Origin of the sequence: Nonomuraea diastatica, assembly GCF_004349015.1 — a bacterium.
GTDB classification, from domain to species: Bacteria; Actinomycetota; Actinomycetes; order Streptosporangiales; family Streptosporangiaceae; genus Nonomuraea; species Nonomuraea diastatica.
Genome location: NZ_SMKP01000213.1, coordinates 1 through 17179, shown reverse-complemented (window position 1 = coordinate 17179; position 17179 = coordinate 1). Strand labels below are relative to the sequence as shown.

The following is a 17179-nucleotide window of genomic DNA, read 5'->3' as shown; positions in this document are numbered from 1 at the left end:
CCCTTCTCCGTCACGAACGCCCCCACGGCCCCCGCCCCGCCGAAGGCCAGCGCGGTCGCGACGACGTGCGCGAACGACGACGTCCACGAGGGCAGTGACTCGCCGGCCAGCCGGAACGCCACCAGCACCCCGGCCGTCGCCAGCGCCACCCGCCGCCCAGGCCGTACCCCGGCCCGCTCCAGCGCGCGGGCCGACCAGGCGAGCAGGCCCAGCGAGATCAGCACGACGACCCCGACGGCCGGCACCAGGCATCCCCAGTCGTCGCAGCCGACGCCCGCCCACGCCAGGCGTACGGTGGCCCACCACAGCACCCCGAGCGCGGCGCACACCGCGGCAGCCCGCCCCACACGCCCCGTCATGAGCTCATCGTCCCATCAGGACGGCAGGGCAGCCCGGCGTTCGTCCGCCTCCGCTTCGGTGTCGCGCCCCAGGGCCCGCAGGGCAACGGCCCGGTTGGCGTAGAGGTCGGGCTGCGGCTGGAGCTCGATGGCCCGCGACAGGTCCCCGGCGGCGCCCTCCACGTCTCCGGCGGTGAAGCGCAGCACCCCCCGGTTGCCCCAGGCGGCCGCCAGCCGGGGCGCCAGCTCGACGGCCAGGTCCAGCACCAGCCTGGCCTCGGCGAGCCGCCCCGCCGCCGTCTCCAGCTGGCCCAGCACCGTGAGCAGGTGCGGGTTGCCCGGCGCCAGCGCGAGCCCTGCCTGGACGTCTCCCCTGGCCTCGTCGTCCCTGCCGGAGGCGGCCAGCAACCCGGCCCTGTTGATGTAGGCGTCCACGTACGCGGGATCGAGCTCGATCACCCGGCCCAGGTCGGCCAGCGCCCCCTCGACGTCGCCCCGCACGGTACGCAGCTCGGCCCGGTTGTAGTGCGCCTCGGGCAGCGGCGGCCCGGCCCGCATGGCCTGCTCGAAGTCGGCCAGCGCCTCCTCGTGCCGGCCGAGCCCGAACAGCAGGTTCCCCCGCTCCAGGTAGAAGTCGGGGAAGGCCGGGTCCACGGCGATCGCGGCGGCGTAGTCCTCCAGCGCCTCCTTGGTACGCCCGAGCGCGGCCAGCAGCTGGGCCCGGTTCGCCAGCAGCACCATCCGGTGCAGCGGGTGCCGCTCCCCCAGCTCGCCCGCCAGCTCGATGGCCGACTCGACCAGCGACAGCGCGACGTGGAGCCGGCCGTGCCGCAGCTCGATCAGCGCCAGGCCGTTTCGGTCGAAGCCGAGCTTGAATGCCCGCTCCAGGGGGTCGGGCAGGAGCGTGGAGATGGCGATCGCCTCGTTGACCCACCTCCTGGCCCTGACCAGGTCGCGGCGGGCGGGGTCGCGGTGTCGGGCGTCGAGCATGGCGGTGCCGTACGCGCCGGCGGCGTGCATCGCCGGATCCTGGCTGATCTCGCGCACCCGCTCCCACACCGCGAGGGCGTCGGCGGTGCGGTCGAGCCCGCCCAGCGCGGTCGCCGTACGCTGGGCGAAGCGCCACCAGAGCACGCTCCCCGGCTCGGTGCGGGACATGCCGAGCTCGCCCAGCTCGGCGACTGCGTGCAGGAAACCCTCCCGCACGCACCGGTCCACCACGGCCCACAGCTCGTCGGCGTCGCGGCCGTCGGGCGGGTGCGACGGTCCGCCGGAGAACACCGTGATCTCCAGCGTGGCGGGCGGGATCCGCCGCATCATGACGTCGAGCAGCTCGGCGTCCGTGGGATCGGCCTCGGCGACGTTGCTCACCACGAGCGCCCGCCCGGGAGGCACGGCGTCGCGGAAAAACTCCGTGAGCCCGTTGGCCAGCCGCAGCGTGCGCCGGGGCGCGGGTACGAGAATACGTTCCTCCTCTGACAGCTCCGCGTCCATCGTCACGCGCACGGCGGGCACGATCCCGGCCAGCTCGGGCGCGGCGGCCCTGATCTCGATGTCGTGCGCCGCCACGAGGTCGCTGGAGCGTTCCAGAACGGACGGCACCAGGTGCCGTAACAGCGCGGCGGCGACGGTGTACGGGCCACGCGGCCGCCGGTGCCCGTCGATCACCGGCATCAGCAGTCGCGCGAGCCCTGTCCGGACATACGGTTCGCCCGGAACCCTGTGGTGAGACCTCGCCTCGGTCACCCTTGGTGAATGACGCTGGAGGTCCCCGCGAGCCTCACGGTGCCAGGCTTGCGGACGATGATGCGCTTCATGATGCACCTCTCCACTCGGGGGTAATCCCCCATTATTAGGGCACCCCACCGAATAGCAAGATTTATGCTAAATAAGTGGTGGTTTAACGGATAAAACCCACTTGCCTTTTGATTGGCATATGTAACCTATTGGGGGCGAAACCAGCGGGGCAATCCTGTGGTATGCGTACCTTCGGACTGCTCCATCAAGTCGCACAGGCACTTGCCGAGCAGCGTGACCGACTGGCAGCAGCCGGGCCGGGGCAGGTTGCGCGCCCTGACGATGAGGGTGGCCCGCTCGATCAGCCGCTCCAGGCTCGGTTCGCCCCCGCCCTTGAGCGAGCGGGTGTGCCAGGGACACGACGCGACGTCCTCGCAGGCGGTCTTGGCGATGATCGGCGACGGGGCGCCGTCCAGCCGCAGCGGATCCTCCCGTTTGATCCTCAGGTCGGCGAGCCTTGCGGCGGCGGTTCTGGTGGCGGCCACGAGGAGATCACGATGGCCCCGCCCGCGATGCAGGGCGGCGGCCCTGGCCGGCAGCGCGAGCAACATCGCCCCGGCCATCAGCCCGCCCCCGACGACCATGCTCCAGCCCATCGCCTCGTCGAACCAGATCACCGCGATCGCGGCCACCCAGACGGGTTGCGACGACATCAGGATCGCGCTGGGCACGGCGGGCACGTGCACCTGGCCGTACGAGCGGGCCAGGAACCCCAGCGCGCACGAGACCACCGACAGATGCGCCAGGACCGACCAGTCGTGCAGGCCGGTCGGCAACACGATCCCGTCGCGCACGGCGTAGCCGCCCGTGAGGAGCCCGATGGTGAACAGCTGGACCACGGTCAGCGCGTACGCGTGAAAACCCACCCCGCGGTCGGACAGATGCGCGAGCAGGAGCGTGTGGCCGGAGTAGAGGGCGGCGGCGGCCAGCGTGACCCCGAGCGCGAGCACCGAGACCTCATGGTCCTCCACCCCCTGCAGCAGCGTGAACACCATCATGCCGACCAGCGCCAGCACGACCCCGGCCCAGATCCGCCGCGGCACTTTCGCCTTGTGCAGGATGAGCGCCAGAATCGGCGTGATCACCACGCTGCAGCCCACGGCGAACCCGGACACCGCCGAGGGCAGCCCGTGCAGGGCGACCGCCTGCCCGACCTGCCCGACCCCGAACATGACCCCGAGAATGATCCCGTAGACCCACGTCACCCGCGGAAGACCCCTGAGGCAGCCAGGCCGGATGGCGAGCAGCGTCAGCGCCGCGAGCACGTAACGCTCAGCGAGCAGGTCCTCGACCGGTATACGGCCGATGAGATCCTTCATCAGCGGGAAGGCCGACCCCCAGGCGGCGCTGACGAACAACAGAAGCACAGCTCCCAGGAGGGGGCGGGGAGCGGGCAAGACTGCCATGCCCAAAAGCATCTCACTACTATTCGCAGCCGTAGATGTACAGTGAGCAGCCGGTGATGGTCCTCTACAACTCGGTGTTAAGAGCCTCACCCGCGGGTTCGTACTTCCTTATCCACGACAGCGGAATCGGCGATTGCCGCGGATCCGCCAAGCTGATCATCCGCAGCCGCCCCCTGACGAGACTGCCGTACGTCACTCTGCGTGACGAGAAGGGCCGGCGGAGAAGCCACGCCGGCAGCGCCGGAGAACGGCGACCCAAGGAGGGTTCGGCCCCAGGAGGGGGATAAGTGGGACCGTCGGATGAGCGGAGGCGCTAGCGGTCGAGGGGCACGCCGGGGGTCAGCAGTTTCTCGACGTTGACCACGACGAGCCTGCCCACCTTGTGCCGGGAGAGCTCGCGCCACCCGTGGCGAGCGTAGAGCGCCAGCGCGGCCTCCTGGTTGAGCGTGGTGTCGCCTCTGACCCGCTCGAAGCCGAGTTCCACGGCGCGCTGCTGCAGGGTGACGAGCATGGCCTCACCGAAGCCACGCCGCTGGAAATCGGGATGGACGCGCAGCCGGCAGATCTCGGCCGTGCACGTGTCGACGGGTTTCAGCCCGCCCATGGCCATCACGCGGGAGTCGATCTCGCCGACGAGGAAGTCGCCGCCGCAGGCCAGATAGATCTCCTGGATGTGGGGGAAATCGTCGTCGTAATAGACGCCGTCGCCGGGCACCAGGCCCACCTGCGCCAGGCAGATCTGGTGGAGAGTCAGGACGGTGTCGAGATCGGACCATCGGTAGCGCCGGATCTTCAGTTTCATGCGCCCCCCTTCAGCTGGGCCCGCGATCGCCGCAACTCGGCGCGGAAGTCCTCGAGCCCTGGGGCGTTGGCGTCACGGGACGCGATCGCCTGCTCGAGCGCCAGCGCCGGCCGCACGATGAAGTCGGTGAGATATTCGTCGCTCAACAGGCGCAGCGCCTTGATGCCGATCGCCAGCGCCTCATTGACGTCGCCGTCGATCAGCCGGCACTGGGCCTGGTCGAGCCTGATCAGCGTCTGGTCGAGGATGTGGTCCTGGTATTTGGTGAGCGCCTGGCCGAGCACCACCTCTGCCTCGATCGTCTGACCGAGCTTGGTGAGCACGTCGCCCTGGTAGAAGTAGAGCTGCTTCTCGGTGTAGCCGAAAGCGACGTCCTCCTGATCCTCGCTCTTCATGTGGGAGAAGGCGCTGCGCGCCCTCGACAGCGCGCGTTTGGCCTGGTCGACGACCTCTTTCTTGCTGTCGCCCCCCGACATCATGGCCAGCGCCCTGGCCTCGACGACCGGCGCCATGGCCTGCGCGGCGCACGGCATCGAGCCGGCCAGGTCGCGGCTCTTCTTGGCGAGGTTGAGCGCCTCGCGGGCGTCACCGAAGTAGAGGGGGACGAGCGACTCGCGAGCGGTGATCCAGGCGCGCAACGCGCGGTCGCCGGTCTCGTCGGCCGCGGTGCGCCCGGTGCGGAAGAACGAGCGGGCCAGGCGGTGGTCGCCGAGGTTGATCATGATCATGCCACTCAGCCCGGACAGCTGGGCGGCCATCCTGCACAATCGTTCCTGCAGGTCGATGGGCTGGCGGCGGGACATCGCCGTACGGACCGCGCTCAGCTCGAGCAGCACGTCGCACAGCAGTCTCAGGGGGGCCGTCGTCGTGTACTGGCGGCCGAAGCTGAGCGTCGCCTCTTCCCACTGGTCGAGCATCGCGGCGGACACCGTGGCCGAGACGAGCGTCTCGTCCATGCGCCGCCTGATGCCCTCGCACGCTCCGAGCACGACCCCGTCCAGAGCTTTGTTGAGGTTCGTGTCGGTGTGGAGCAGATTTAACATCGTCCGCCGAAGGATGTTCTCGTCCTCCTGCGCCTCCGGGTCGGTGACCATGGGCTGGATGTTGAGCTCGCGCTCCGTCGGCAGCAGCGGCGGCGGGTCCTTGGCCTCGGAGCCGCCGAGTGCCCCCGCCGGCCGGTGCGCGTGGCCGTGGCCGCAGATGCACGGCCCGTCGTAGCCGAGGGCGACGGGCTCGACGCGGTAGACCGTGCACAGGTAGTGGAGATATTCGGGCCCCGGGCGTTTCAGCCCGCTCTCATATGCCGAGAGCAGCGTCTCGCCGATGCCCGGCGTCGGTTTGGAGTCGCGCTCGAACAGGGCCCTGACCTGCTCGATGACATCGGCCAGGGCGATCCCGTAGGACAACCGGTGCGCCTTGATGCGGGTCGTGCTGAACTGTGACGCGCAAGCCTCGTGGATCTCATCCGCGATCTGGGCCGAAGTGCGCCCGGCGGCCAGGCCCTTGGCCCTGATCCGCCGGGCGATCTCCGTTTCCCTGTGCTGTCTGCCGGACATCCCGGCCCCTTCCAAGCAAGTCTCGACCGGTCCGCAACTGGTGACTCAGCGTAGCCCTCAGATTGCTGTGCGCCTACCCATGACTATGAACCAGAGACGACGGGTTTGAAAACGCCCTCAGCCAGCCTACGGTTAAGGATCGTCCTCCCCGGGACTGTTTCTTCTATCCCTTGGGAGAAGAGCAACTCCCTGTAGCCACTCAAGCTCGTTGCGTTCGCCGTTGACATGAGACATCTTTGGCCCACCAGCGGCGATTGGTAGGGAGGACGAACGGTGGGGGACGACGACTTCGAGCACTTGGAGCGACTCGTATCCGAACTGGGCGCTCATGGGTTGCTCGCACGAGTGGTCCAGAGCCAGAGCGGTCGCAGGTTCGTACGGGTCATCAACCCGAACGCGACCAGCCTGTCCGAGAACGTCACCTGCAGGCCGGCCACTGTGTCCGATATGCCGGATTGGTGGTATTGCTGGTCCTGGGGCGAACGGATGCACACGGCCGACGACCCGGCCGGTGCCGCGACGAAAGTCGCGCGCGTGCTAGCCGCCGTGGCGAAATGATCGACGCGGTGGGCCGGGTGGAGCGCAGCCACCGCGGCGCACCGCATCCACGGCGGCCTCACAGGGCCGGCGGAGTGACCGGTGCGGAGGGTCCCACGCATGTGGGGTCCTGGTCACTCCGCCGGTTCTGGCCTCACACCTGACTGCGACCGGTACGGCCCGCACGCCGTACCCGCGAAGCCACCCTCCCGGTCCGCCGGGCGGGTGTTGGGGGGATCCCTCCCGGAACCGGTACGGGACATGCTTCCGGGTGCCTGTCCCTTGCCGGGCCGTCCGTCATCGGAGCGTCGCTCTCTCCCTCCGCGGCCCAGAGAGCCGACGACCCCGTCTTCCCCGGCGTGATGTGACGGCGGGCGGTTCGGTCGGCGGTATTTTTGGATCGCATCGGTCCAAAGAGCCGACCGAACCGCTTCTGGAGGGGGATCCACCTTTGTTACTGCTGGTGACGCCGTCGCCACCGCCCGCCTCACCGTCGAGCGGGCTGCCGGACCCGGAGAAGGTCGTCCAGGACATGGCCGGGATCTGTACCAAGGATCCTGTTTGCTCTACCCTCGTCGGGATGTTCGACAATGCGGTCTGGGCACCCATCGCGGCCAGCGCGATCGTCATCGTGCTGATCATCGTGCTGGCGTTCGTGCTCCGGAAGGTCGCGCACCGGATGATCACGAGAGTGGTCCACCGCGCGGCCGCGAAGAGCTCCATCACCAGCCGCTTCCGCAAGGGCGCCGCCACCGACAGCATCGACGCGCTGCTGCACGAACGCAGGAAGCAGCGGGCCGAGACCATGGGCTCGGTGCTCAAGCACCTCGCCTCGATCGTCATCCTGGGCACCGCGGTGCTGACCGTGCTCGACCGGCTGACGATCCCGATCGCTCCCCTGCTGACCAGCGTCGGCATTCTCGGCGTGGCCATCGGCTTCGGCGCGCAGGAACTGGTGAAGGACTTCATCGCCGGAATGTTCATGCTGCTCGAAGACCAGTACGGCGTGGGCGACGTGATCGACGTGGGCGCCGCGGTCGGCACCGTCGAGACCGTCACCCTGCGCATCACCCGCCTGCGCGACGCCGACGGTCGCGTCTGGTACGTCCGCAACGGCACCATCACCAGGGTCGGCAACGAGTCGCAGGGCTGGTCGCGGGCCTATGTCGACGTGCCGGTGGCCTACGACGCCGACATCGTCAGCGTGCGGGTGCTGCTCGAGCACCTGGCCGAGGAGATCTGGGCCGACCCCGAGCTTCGCGAGAGCAAGATCGTGGAGCAGCCGCAGGTGTTCGGCGTGGAGCAGCTCTCCGACAGCTCGGTGGTGTTCCGCATCACTGCCAAGACGCTGCCCAACGAGCAGGCCGAGGTGGCCAGGGAGATGCGCATCAGGGTCAAGGCGGCCCTCGACGACGCGGGCATCACCATGGTCGCGGGGTGAGCGCGATGCACCACCACCCGAGGCACACCCTAGGCTGGTGAGCGTGACTGAGACCTCCTTCTACGACGCCGTCGGGGGCGAAGAGACCTTCCGGCGCCTCGTTCAGCGCTTCTACGAGGGGGTCGCGGACGACCCGGTGCTGCGGCCGCTCTATCCCGAGCCCGACCTGACGGGGGCGGAAGAGCGGCTGCGGGGCTTCCTGATCCAATACTGGGGCGGCCCCAAGACCTACAGCGAGCAGCGCGGGCACCCCCGCCTGCGCATGCGCCACATGCCGTTCGTGATCGGCGAGATCGAGCGCGACGCCTGGCTGCGGCACATGCGCGACGCGGTCGACTCTCTCGACCTGCCGGACGAGCTGGAGACCCGGCTCTGGGACTATCTGGTCTACGCGGCCCACAGCCTGGTGAACTCACCCTCGTAACGGGGCATGACTCGCCACATGGATATCCCCTGGTGGCGTGATGCCGTCGTCTACGAGATCTACGTTCGCAGCTTCGCCGACGCCTCGGGTGACGGCGTCGGCGACCTGGCCGGGGTGCGCGAGCGCCTGCCCTACCTTCGCGAGCTGGGGGTGGGCGCCATTTGGTTGACGCCGTTCTACCCCTCGCCCATGGCCGACGGCGGCTACGACGTCGCCGACTACCGCGACGTCGACCCGCTGTTCGGCACGCTGCCCGACTTCGACGCGCTGGTCGCCGACGCGCACGACCACGGGCTGCGGGTGATCGTGGACATCGTGCCCAACCACAGCTCCTCCGCCCACCCCTGGTTCCAGGCGGCGCTGCGCGGCGAGGGACGCGAGCGCTACCTCTTCCGCGACCGTACCAACAACTGGCAGTCCACCTTCGGCGGGCCCGCCTGGACGCAGGTCGAGGACGGCCGGCACTACCTGCACCTGTTCGCGCCGGAGCAGCCCGACTTCAACTGGCGCAACCCCGAGGTGCACAGGGAGTTCCTCGACATCCTGCGGTTCTGGCTGGACCGCGGGGTCGACGGGTTCCGCATCGACGTGGCGATGGGGCTCTACAAGGCCGAAGGGCTGCCCGACGTCGGCGACCAATCGTTCAAGGCGGCCTCCCCGGTGTGGGGGCAGCCCGAGGTGCACGGCGTCTACCGCGACTGGCGCAAGGTGCTGGACGGCTATCCGGGCGAGCGCATGGCCGTGGGCGAGGTGTGGACCGACAGCTCCGAGGACCTCGCCCTCTACGTGCGGCCCGACGAACTGCACCAGAGCTTCAACTTCGCCTGGTTGCAGGCGCCCTGGTCGGCGGCGGCGTTCCGGAAGGTGATCGACGACACGCTCTCCACCGTCCCGTTCGCGACGTGGGTGCTCTCCAACCACGACGTCGTACGCCACCGCACCCGCTACGCTGCCGACGACCCTGTCACAGGGCTGGAGCGGGCCAGGGCGGCACTGCTCACGATGCTGGCACTGCCCGGCTCGGCCTACCTCTACCAGGGCGAGGAGCTCGGGCTGCCCGAGGTGAGCGACCTGCCCGACGCGGCCAGGCAGGACCCTGTCTTCTTCCAGTCGAAGGGCGAGCTGCCGGGACGTGACGGGTGCCGGGTGCCGATCCCGTGGACGGTCGATCCGCCCTCCCACGGGTTCGCGCCCGGCGGGGTGCCGCCGTGGTTGCCGCAGCCGGCCGCGTTCGCGGAGCTGAGCGTCGAGAAGCAGGAAGGGGACACCGGATCCACGCTCGAGTTCTACCGGAGGGCCCTGGCCTGCCGCCGTGACCTGGCACGATCCATTCCTTATACGTTGGAGTGGCTGAAGTCTCCCGAGGGAGTGCTTTTCTTCACCCGCGGGCCGCTGATCTGCGCACTCAACTGCGGCGCCCGGCCGGTGCGCCTGCCGGAGCACGACGAGGTGCTGCTGGCGAGCGGGCAGCTGCGGGGTGACCTGCTGCCGCCTGACACCGCCGTGTGGCTGCGCCGCACGTCATAATCGTTCGCCGTCCTCGCCGCGAAAGGGGATGACGGGCAGCGAGAGCAGCGCGCCTCCCAGCCCTGCGGCGAAGGCGGCCCAATATCCGACGTTCGTGATCAGCACGCCGGCCATCGGCGTGACGGCGACGGAGACGACGTTCTGGACGGTGTTGTGGGTGCCGAGCACCCGGCCCGCCCACGTGGGCCCGGCGAGCTCGCCCGCCGTCAGGTAGGCGAGCCCGTTGCCGGCCACGGTCATCACCGCGGCCACCGCGAGCGTGGCGGGCCCGAGCCAGGTGCCCGAGAGCGTGCCGGTCACCAGCAGCGCCATCACGCCCAGGTTGCAGATCGTGATCAGCAGCAGGGGCCGCATGCGCAGGCCGACCCTGTCGGACCAGCGGCCGGCCGCGACGCGCACCACGGCCCCGGCGATCGCCGCCACGCCGAACAGCCGGCCGGCCGCCACCTCGTCCCATCCGTACAGGCGTACGAGGCAGGTCACGCCGTACGTGGTGACCACGATCTGCGGCACCACGTGCAGGGCGCTGGTGGCGTGCACCCGCCACAACGCCGGCTGCCGGTACGGCGAGCCCTGCGGCCCCGCGCCCGACCTGGAGATCGCGCGCGGCGGCTCGGCCAGGAAGATCGCGGCCAGCACGGCGGCCAACAGGCTCACGCCGGCGCACACGAACAGCACGCCGGCCAGGCCGCGCGCCTGCGCGATGGGCGGCAGCACGAACGCCCCGGCGGCCATGCCGAGGGTGAAGGAGACCTGGCGCACTCCCATGGCGAGGCCGCGCTCCGGCGGTTCGAACCAGCGCAGCACGATGCGCCCGCCGCCGACCATCGCGGCCGAGCCCCCGGCCCCGGCCAGGGCCAGCAGCCCGATCACCGCCCAGACTTCGCCGACGAACGCGCCGGCGGCGAACAGCACGGCGGCCAGCCCCACGCCGGTGCCCAGGATCAGCCGCTCGCCGTGCCGGTCGGCCAGCGCGCCCCAGGCCACGAGCGCGAACAGGACGCCCACGGAGGGGGCGTTCGCCATGATCCCCGCCACGGCCAGCGGAACCCCGAAATGTCGCTCTATCTCGGGAATGACGAGGGGAAGGCCGAACAGTCCCAGCGTGACACTCGCGTGGGCGTTGACCCCCAGCGCCAGCATCAGCCAGCGTTTCATGCGGAGAAACGTTTGAGGTACGCCAGTTCGCTCTCCGAGAGCCGGCGCGGGGCGGCCCGCTCGACGTCGTAGGCCGCGAGCACGGACGTGGCGGTGGCGTAGGCCGCGTCGTCGTCGCGGATCTCGTACGCGAGGGTGAAGCGCACCGCCCTGATCTCCGTCACCCACGTCTCGACGCGCACCGGCTCCGCGCGGAAGCCGAGCGGGCGGTGGTAGTCGATCTCGTGCCGGGTGACCACCAGGCCCTTGAACGGATCGTCACCCGCGTTGTACGGATCGATGTGGAACATGCCGAAACGGGCGTCCTCCAGGTAGTCGAGGAAGCGCACGTTGTTCACGTGCCCCTGGGAGTCGACGTCGGCGAATCTCACCGTTCGGGGGTAGAGGTGGCGCTGGGCCGGGGTGCGTTCAACCACGCCAGTCACCGTACCCGCCCCGGTCAGGGGGCTCTGCGCCGGGCCAGGCAGGCGAGCACGGTCAGCACGGAGACGGTGGCCATGGCGGCGAGCGCCCAGCGGTAGCCGGTCACGAGCTGCTCGACCGCGCCGCTGTGCAGGTGCGAGAGCATGCCCGCGAACACCTGCTCGTGCAGCGCGGATGGGAGCGGCGCGGTGATGATCGACAGGACCAGGCCGGTGCCCACCACGTTCCCCGTGTTCTGCAGCATGAGCCGCATGGCGTTGACGATGCCGAGCCGCGCCGAGGGCAGGCCATCCAGGATGGCGGTGGTGTTGGAGGGCATGAACACGCCCGAGCCGAGCCCGATCAGCACCAGCCCCGCCGCCACCGCCGCGTACGGCATCGTCGAGGACATCACCACCAGCATGACCACCAGCCCGCAGGTGGTCACCGAGGCCCCGGCCACGGCCAGCGTGCGGGCGCTCATCAGGCGCTGCAGGAAACCCGAAACCACCGACGCGGTCATCGCCGCGATGGCCAGCGGCAACACCTTCAGCCCTGCCTGTACGGGATCGTCGCCGCGCACCGCCTGGAAGTAGAGCGCGACGAGGAACACCATGCCCATGCGCGCGACGGCGTTGAGGAACGACGCGAGCGTGCCGAAGGAGAAGGCCCGGTCGCGGAACAGGCCCAGGTCCACGACCGGGTGCGCGGCCCGCCGCTCCCTGACCAGGAACAACGGCAGCCCCACGGCGAAGCACGCGAGCCCGGCCAGCACCACCGGGTGCCCCCAGCCGAGCCGGGTGAACTCCGACAACGCCAGCAGCAGCCCGCCCAGGGTGACCAGCACCAGCACGCTCCCGGGCAGGTCGAGCCCGCGGTCGCGGCGGTCGGGGACGGTCTCGCGCAACACGAGCGCGCCCCACACCAGGCAGATCACCCCGATCGGCACGTTGAACCAGAACACCCAGCGCCAGCCGAGACCGTCGGCCAGCACCCCGCCCAGCGTCGGCCCGATCAACCCGGCGATCGAGAACGAGGCCACGTAGACCCCCATGCCCTCTCCCAGCCGCTCGCGCGGGAACGCGTCGCTGACCAGGGCGGCGCTGTTGGTGAGCAGCATGGCGGCCCCCGCCGCCTGGACCACCCGCATGGCCACGATCACCCACGCGTTCGGCGCCAGGCCCGCCAGCAGCGCGGCCACCGTGTACGTCGCCAGCCCGATCAGGTACATCCGGCGCCGGCCGAACAGATCCGCCAGCCGCCCGAACACCACCATGAGCACGGTCGTGGTCAACTGGAAGCCGAGGAGGATCCAGCCCGCGGCCGTCGCGTCGGCGCCGGTGTGCCTGACGATCTCGGGCAGGGCGACGTTCATCGCGCTGCCGCCGAGACCGGTCAGCACGCTCGCCAGGCTTACGACCGACAAGGTTCGCCACGCATGGCCTAAAGGGGTCGCAGCCGGCAAGGGCCTGTCCTTTCTAGATTTTGATACTAGAATTCTATTCGCATCGTCAGCCGGTCAACGAGCGAGGTGTCGGGATGGGCGGGATCGTCGAAGGTCGCGTGGTGATCGTCACAGGTGCGGCCAGGGGCATCGGGCGGGGGCACGCGCTCGAGTTCGCCAGGCAAGGGGCGAAGGTGGTGGTCAACGACCTGGGCGCCGAGGTCGACGGCACCGGCTCGTCCGGGGCGGCCGCCGAGGTGGTGGCGGAGATCGAGGCCATGGGCGGCCAGGCCGTCGTCAACGGTGCGGACGTCTCCGACTTCGACGGCGCCGAGCGGCTGATCCGCTCGGCCGTCGACCACTTCGGCGGCCTCGACGTGCTGGTCAACAACGCGGGCATCCTGCGGGACCGGATGCTCGTCAACATGACGCCCGAGGAATGGGACGCGGTGATCAGGGTGCACCTCCGGGGCACCTTCGCGCCGCTGCGCCATGCCGCCGCCTATTGGAGGGCCAAGGCGAATTCGGGCGAACACGTGGATGCCCGGATCATCAACACCACCTCGTCCTCCGGCATCTACGGTAACCCGGGTCAGGGCAACTACGGCGCCGCCAAGGCCGGCATCGCGGGCCTCACCGTCATCGCGGCCAAGGAGCTGGAGCGCTACGGCGTGACCGTGAACGCCGTAGCCCCCGCCGCGCTGACCCGCATGACCGAGAACCTCATGCCCGCCGGCGTCACGGGCGCCGACCCCGACGACATCGCGCCCCTGGTGGTCTGGCTGTCCAGCGCCGAGGCCCGCGGCGTCACCGGCCGGGTGTTCAACATGCGCGGGGGCGCGATCAGCGTCGCCGAGGGCTGGCACGCGGGGCCGGGCGTCGACAAGGGCTCCCGGTGGGAGCCGGCCGAGCTGGGCGGCGTCATCCCCGCCCTGGTCGACAAGGCCGCGCCCAACGCGATGACCAACGGCCGCATCCCCGGACGGGAGGACTGACATGCCGCTCGACCACTCCCTCATCGGTGTCGAGGGCCCGGCCCGCGAGCGCACCTGGACCGCCAAGGACACCATGCTGTACGCGCTCGGCGTCGGCGCGGGCACCTCGGAGCTGGAGTTCACCACGGAGAAGGGGCAGCGGGTGCTGCCGACGTTCGCGGTGCTGGCCGCGCAGTCGCCGGGGCGGCGGCTGGGCGACTTCGACCCGGCCCTGCTGGTCCACGCCGAGCAGGGCTTCGAGCTGCGCGGGGAGCTGCCCCCCGCGGGCGGCGTGCGGACGACCTCGAAGGTGACCGGCATCTACGACAAGGGCTCGGGCGCGCTGGTGACCTCCGAGGCGCGGGCCGTGGACCTCGACACGGGCGAGCCGGTCATCTCCAGCCGCAGCGCGGTGTTCATCAGGGGCGAGGGCGGCTTCGGCGGCGACCGGGGGCCGCGCGACGCGTGGGCGCTGCCGGACCGGGCGCCCGACCACAAGGTGACGTACCCGACGGTGCCGGAGCAGGCGCTGCTCTACCGGCTCTCCGGTGACGTCAACCCGCTGCACAGCGACCCCGAGTTCGCCGCCAGGGCGGGCTTCGACCGGCCGATCCTCCATGGGCTCTGCACGTACGGCGTGACCGGGCGGGCGCTGCTGCACGCCGTGGCCGGGTCGGACCCCGGCCGTTTCCGGGCGATGTCGGGGCGCTTCACCAGCCCCGTCTTCCCCGGGGAGTCGCTCACGGTGTCGATCTGGGTGGACGGCGAGGACGTGCGCTTCAGGACCGCAAAGGACGACGGCACCGTGGTGATCGACCGCGGCCGCGCCACGGTCAGTCGTCGGTGAAGTCTTTGAGGGGGTCGAGGCGGCGGATCAGCTTCATCGCCGCCTCGATCACCTCTCTGGCCTCCTCCTCCGTGTCTGAGGTGGCGACCTCGCGGGCGGCCTCGCCGATGATGCTGGTCAGCACCGCCACGGTGAACCGGGCGAGCGCGTCGCCTCCGGCCCCGAGCAGGACGGCGTTCTGGCGCACCCACTCCCTGCCCCGCGTGCGGCGCAGCAGCTCGAAGCCCGGCGGCCCGTCGCCGTCGATGAACAGCCTGACCAGGTCGCGCCGCTCCCACACCCCGTCGAGGTAGGCGCGGGCGCCGGCGATGAGCAGCTCGACCGGGTCGTCGACGCCGGACTTCCTGGCCTTGGCCACGCTGGCGGCCGACGCCTGCTCGTGCGCCGCCTGATGGTCTTCGTAGAGGGCCAGGAAGAGCTCGGTCTTGCCGCCGAAGTGATGGTAGAGGCTGCCGACGCTGGACCCGGCGCGAGCGACCACCTCGGCGACGTTGGACTCGGCGAAGCCGTGCTCGCTGAAGACCTCGCGAGCCGCCTGCAGCATGCTTTTGCGGGTCTGGGCCGTACGGCTCCACTCCCACGAGGACTTCCGTGCCATGCGGGTCATCCTACCGCGTCAATTCTAGAATTTCATTCTTGACACGATGCCCCATCGGCTAGAACCTCTTCCTAGAGAAGCATTCTAGAAATTCCAGGAGCCGGCCGTGGACTTCTCACTCGCCACCGAGGAACGCCAGATCCGCGACACCGTACGGTCCTTCGTGGAGAAGGAGGTCATGCCGCTGGAGCCCGAGGTCCTGCGCAACGAGCGCGAGGACCGCCCGGCGCTGGACGCGGACGTCCTGCGCGACCTGCGGGCCAAGGCCAGGAAGTCGGGCTTCTGGGGCATCAACACCCCCGAGGAGTACGGCGGCGCCGCCCTCGGCCCGATCATGTCCGCGATCATCGCCATGGAGCTCGGCAGGACGTTCGTGCCGTTTTCGTTCGGCGGCAGCGCCGACAACATCCTCTACGCGGGCACCGAGGAGCAGAAGCGCCGCTACCTGCTCCCCACCATCGAGGGCGAGCGCCGCTCCTGCTTCGCGATCACCGAGCCGGGCGCGGGCTCCGACGCCCGCAACATCCGCACCCGCGCCGTCAGGGACGGCGCCGAGTGGATCGTCAACGGCGAGAAGACCTTCATCACGGGAGGCAACGAGGCCGACTTCGTCATGGTGTTCGCCGTGGCCGAGCCGTACGGGGTGACGTGCTTCCTGGTGGACCGGGACATGGGCTGGCGCTCCGAGCCGATCCCCACCATGGGACAGTGGGGCCCCGCCTCGCTGGTGTTCGAGGACGTACGGGTGCCGGAGGAGAACATCCTGGGCGAGCCGGGCAGAGGCTTCGAGCTGGCCATGGAGTGGATCGGGCAGGGACGCTACATGATCCCGGCCCGCGCCATCGGCTCCGCGGAGCGCATGCTGAAGATGGCCGTCGACTACGCCACGATCCGCAAGTCCATGGGGCGGGCGATCGCGGAGTACCAGGCCATCCAGTGGATGATCGCCGACTCCCAGGTCGAGATCGAGGCGGCGAAGTGGCTGACGTTGTACGCGGCGTGGCGGGTGCGGGAAGGGCTGGACGCGCGGCACGCCTCGTCGATCGCCAAGCTCAACGGGGCCGTGATGGCGAACCAGGTGGTCGACCGGGTGCTGCAGATCCACGGGGGCATGGGGTACACGAAGGAACTGCCGATCGAGCGGTGGTACCGGGAGTTGCGGCTGCTGCGCATCTTCGAGGGGACCGACGAGATCCAGCGGCGCACGATCGCGCGCAACCTGATCAAGGGGCACGCGAGGCTCGGCCTGATCGGGGAATGATCGCATGACGGTGCAGCCGGCTGGCCTCGCACACCGCCCGGGCGCACACGGGAGCGCTCGTCGGCGACGACGGCGTCATCGACGCGGCGCTGCGCCGGCTGGGCGTGATCAGGGTGCGGTCGCTGGAGGATCTCATCATCACCGCCGGGCTGCTGGCCTCAACGGGGCCGCTGCCCGGAAGGCGCGTCGGCGTCGTCACCCCGTCCGGCGGGGCCTCGGAGATCATCGCGGACCGGGCCGAGGACGAAGGGCTGGAGCTGCCGCCGTTCGCACCCGAGACGGTGGAGCGGCTGGCGGAGATCGTCCCGCCGTTCGGCACCGTGCAGAACCCGCTCGACGTCACCGGCTACGTGCTCATCGACCGCACCCTGCTCGGCCGCGCGCTGGAGGCGGTGAGCGCCGACCCCGGTCATGCTGCTGTCGGAGCCGCCCCGCGTCGCGCCGCCCGACCCCGCTCCCGCGTTCGCCCTCTACGCGGCCAGCGCCGAGCGGATGGCCGCCTCGCCCGTGCCGGTCGTGGTGGTGAGCAACGTCCTCACCGACGTCACGGAGTTCGGGCGGCGGGTGCAGCAGGAGAGCGGCTTCCCGTACGTCGCGGGCGGTATCGAACACGGGCTGCACGCCATCGGCGCGGCGGTGCGCTGGTCGGAGGCGCGCGGCCGGCTGA

The 17179-nt window shown here is 70.3% G+C and carries 15 protein-coding genes and 3 pseudogenes; 9 read left to right on the top strand and 9 right to left on the bottom strand.

What is annotated here, in order from left to right:
• The 5 genes from E1294_RS44745 to E1294_RS44725 form a co-directional block, all read right to left on the bottom strand.
• On the bottom strand, positions 1-359 hold a 359-nt coding region (locus tag E1294_RS44745; protein WP_132517666.1), incomplete at its 3' end, for a hypothetical protein.
• Between the two features lie 15 nt (positions 360-374).
• Positions 375-2012 carry a tetratricopeptide repeat protein gene (locus E1294_RS44740; protein ID WP_132517664.1) on the bottom strand — a complete coding sequence of 546 codons (1638 nt, stop codon included), beginning with the start codon at positions 2010-2012 and terminating at the stop codon, positions 375-377.
• 269 nt (positions 2013-2281) lie between these two features.
• Positions 2282-3541, bottom strand: a complete 1260-nt coding sequence (locus E1294_RS44735) for a DMT family transporter (RefSeq protein WP_165977831.1) — start codon at positions 3539-3541, stop codon at positions 2282-2284.
• 313 nt (positions 3542-3854) lie between these two features.
• Positions 3855-4343 (bottom strand): GNAT family N-acetyltransferase, encoded by a 489-nt coding sequence (locus E1294_RS44730; protein WP_132517660.1) that lies wholly within the window; start codon positions 4341-4343, stop codon positions 3855-3857.
• The gene (locus E1294_RS44725; protein WP_132517658.1) at positions 4340-5899 is read right to left on the bottom strand and encodes an NsdA family TPR-like regulatory protein; all 1560 of its coding nucleotides are present in this window, start codon (positions 5897-5899) and stop codon (positions 4340-4342) included. Before E1294_RS44725 ends, E1294_RS44730 begins: the two co-directional genes overlap by 4 nt.
• 273 nt (positions 5900-6172) lie before the next feature.
• On the opposite strand from E1294_RS44725, the gene E1294_RS44720 reads away from it, so the two are divergent.
• The 4 genes and pseudogenes from E1294_RS44720 (at position 6173) to E1294_RS44705 (ending at position 9828) form a co-directional block, all read left to right on the top strand.
• Positions 6173-6457, top strand: a complete 285-nt coding sequence (locus E1294_RS44720) for a hypothetical protein (RefSeq protein ID WP_132517656.1) — start codon at positions 6173-6175, stop codon at positions 6455-6457.
• Between the two features lie 559 nt (positions 6458-7016).
• The gene (locus tag E1294_RS44715; RefSeq protein WP_246083727.1) at positions 7017-7877 is read left to right on the top strand and encodes a mechanosensitive ion channel family protein; all 861 of its coding nucleotides are present in this window, start codon (positions 7017-7019) and stop codon (positions 7875-7877) included.
• A 43-nt stretch (positions 7878-7920) separates the two neighbouring features.
• Positions 7921-8295, top strand: a pseudogene (locus E1294_RS44710) (globin); the annotation flags it as partial.
• Positions 8296-8319: 24 nt separating this feature from the next.
• Entirely contained in the window at positions 8320-9828 is a 1509-nt protein-coding gene (locus E1294_RS44705; protein ID WP_132517650.1) for a glycoside hydrolase family 13 protein, read from the top strand.
• Here the strand turns inward: E1294_RS44705 and E1294_RS44700 are convergent.
• The 3 genes from E1294_RS44700 to E1294_RS44690 are packed head-to-tail and all read right to left on the bottom strand — an operon-like array spanning position 9823 to position 12814.
• On the bottom strand, positions 9823-10986 hold the full coding sequence (locus E1294_RS44700) for an MFS transporter (protein ID WP_132517648.1): 1164 nt from the start codon (positions 10984-10986) through the stop codon (positions 9823-9825). The two genes, E1294_RS44705 and E1294_RS44700, sit on opposite strands and share 6 nt — an antisense overlap.
• Complete coding sequence (locus tag E1294_RS44695; protein ID WP_425465267.1) at positions 10983-11402, bottom strand: acyl-CoA thioesterase; 420 nt, start codon at positions 11400-11402, stop codon at positions 10983-10985. Before E1294_RS44695 ends, E1294_RS44700 begins: the two co-directional genes overlap by 4 nt.
• 23 nt (positions 11403-11425) lie before the next feature.
• On the bottom strand, positions 11426-12814 hold the full coding sequence (locus E1294_RS44690) for an MFS transporter (protein ID WP_281284603.1): 1389 nt from the start codon (positions 12812-12814) through the stop codon (positions 11426-11428).
• Between the two features lie 113 nt (positions 12815-12927).
• Between E1294_RS44690 and E1294_RS44685 the strand changes: the two genes are divergently transcribed.
• Together E1294_RS44685 and E1294_RS44680 are read left to right on the top strand one after the other, a co-directional pair.
• Positions 12928-13827, top strand: a complete 900-nt coding sequence (locus E1294_RS44685) for an SDR family oxidoreductase (RefSeq protein ID WP_132517644.1) — start codon at positions 12928-12930, stop codon at positions 13825-13827.
• 1 nt (position 13828) lies between these two features.
• Positions 13829-14653, top strand: coding sequence for a MaoC family dehydratase (locus tag E1294_RS44680; protein WP_132517642.1), 825 nt, complete (start codon positions 13829-13831; stop codon positions 14651-14653).
• Here E1294_RS44680 and E1294_RS44675 read toward each other — a convergent pair.
• Entirely contained in the window at positions 14640-15251 is a 612-nt protein-coding gene (locus tag E1294_RS44675) for a TetR/AcrR family transcriptional regulator (protein WP_132517640.1), read from the bottom strand. The two genes, E1294_RS44680 and E1294_RS44675, sit on opposite strands and share 14 nt — an antisense overlap.
• 106 nt (positions 15252-15357) lie before the next feature.
• Here E1294_RS44675 and E1294_RS44670 point away from each other — a divergent pair, with 106 nt between their 5' ends.
• The 3 genes and pseudogenes from E1294_RS44670 to E1294_RS56670 form a co-directional block, all read left to right on the top strand.
• Positions 15358-16512, top strand: a complete 1155-nt coding sequence (locus tag E1294_RS44670) for an acyl-CoA dehydrogenase family protein (protein WP_132517638.1) — start codon at positions 15358-15360, stop codon at positions 16510-16512.
• Positions 16513-16532: 20 nt separating this feature from the next.
• Positions 16533-16799: pseudogene (locus tag E1294_RS56675) on the top strand (acetate--CoA ligase family protein); the annotation flags it as partial.
• A 124-nt stretch (positions 16800-16923) separates the two neighbouring features.
• Positions 16924-17179: pseudogene (locus E1294_RS56670) on the top strand (acetate--CoA ligase family protein); the annotation flags it as partial.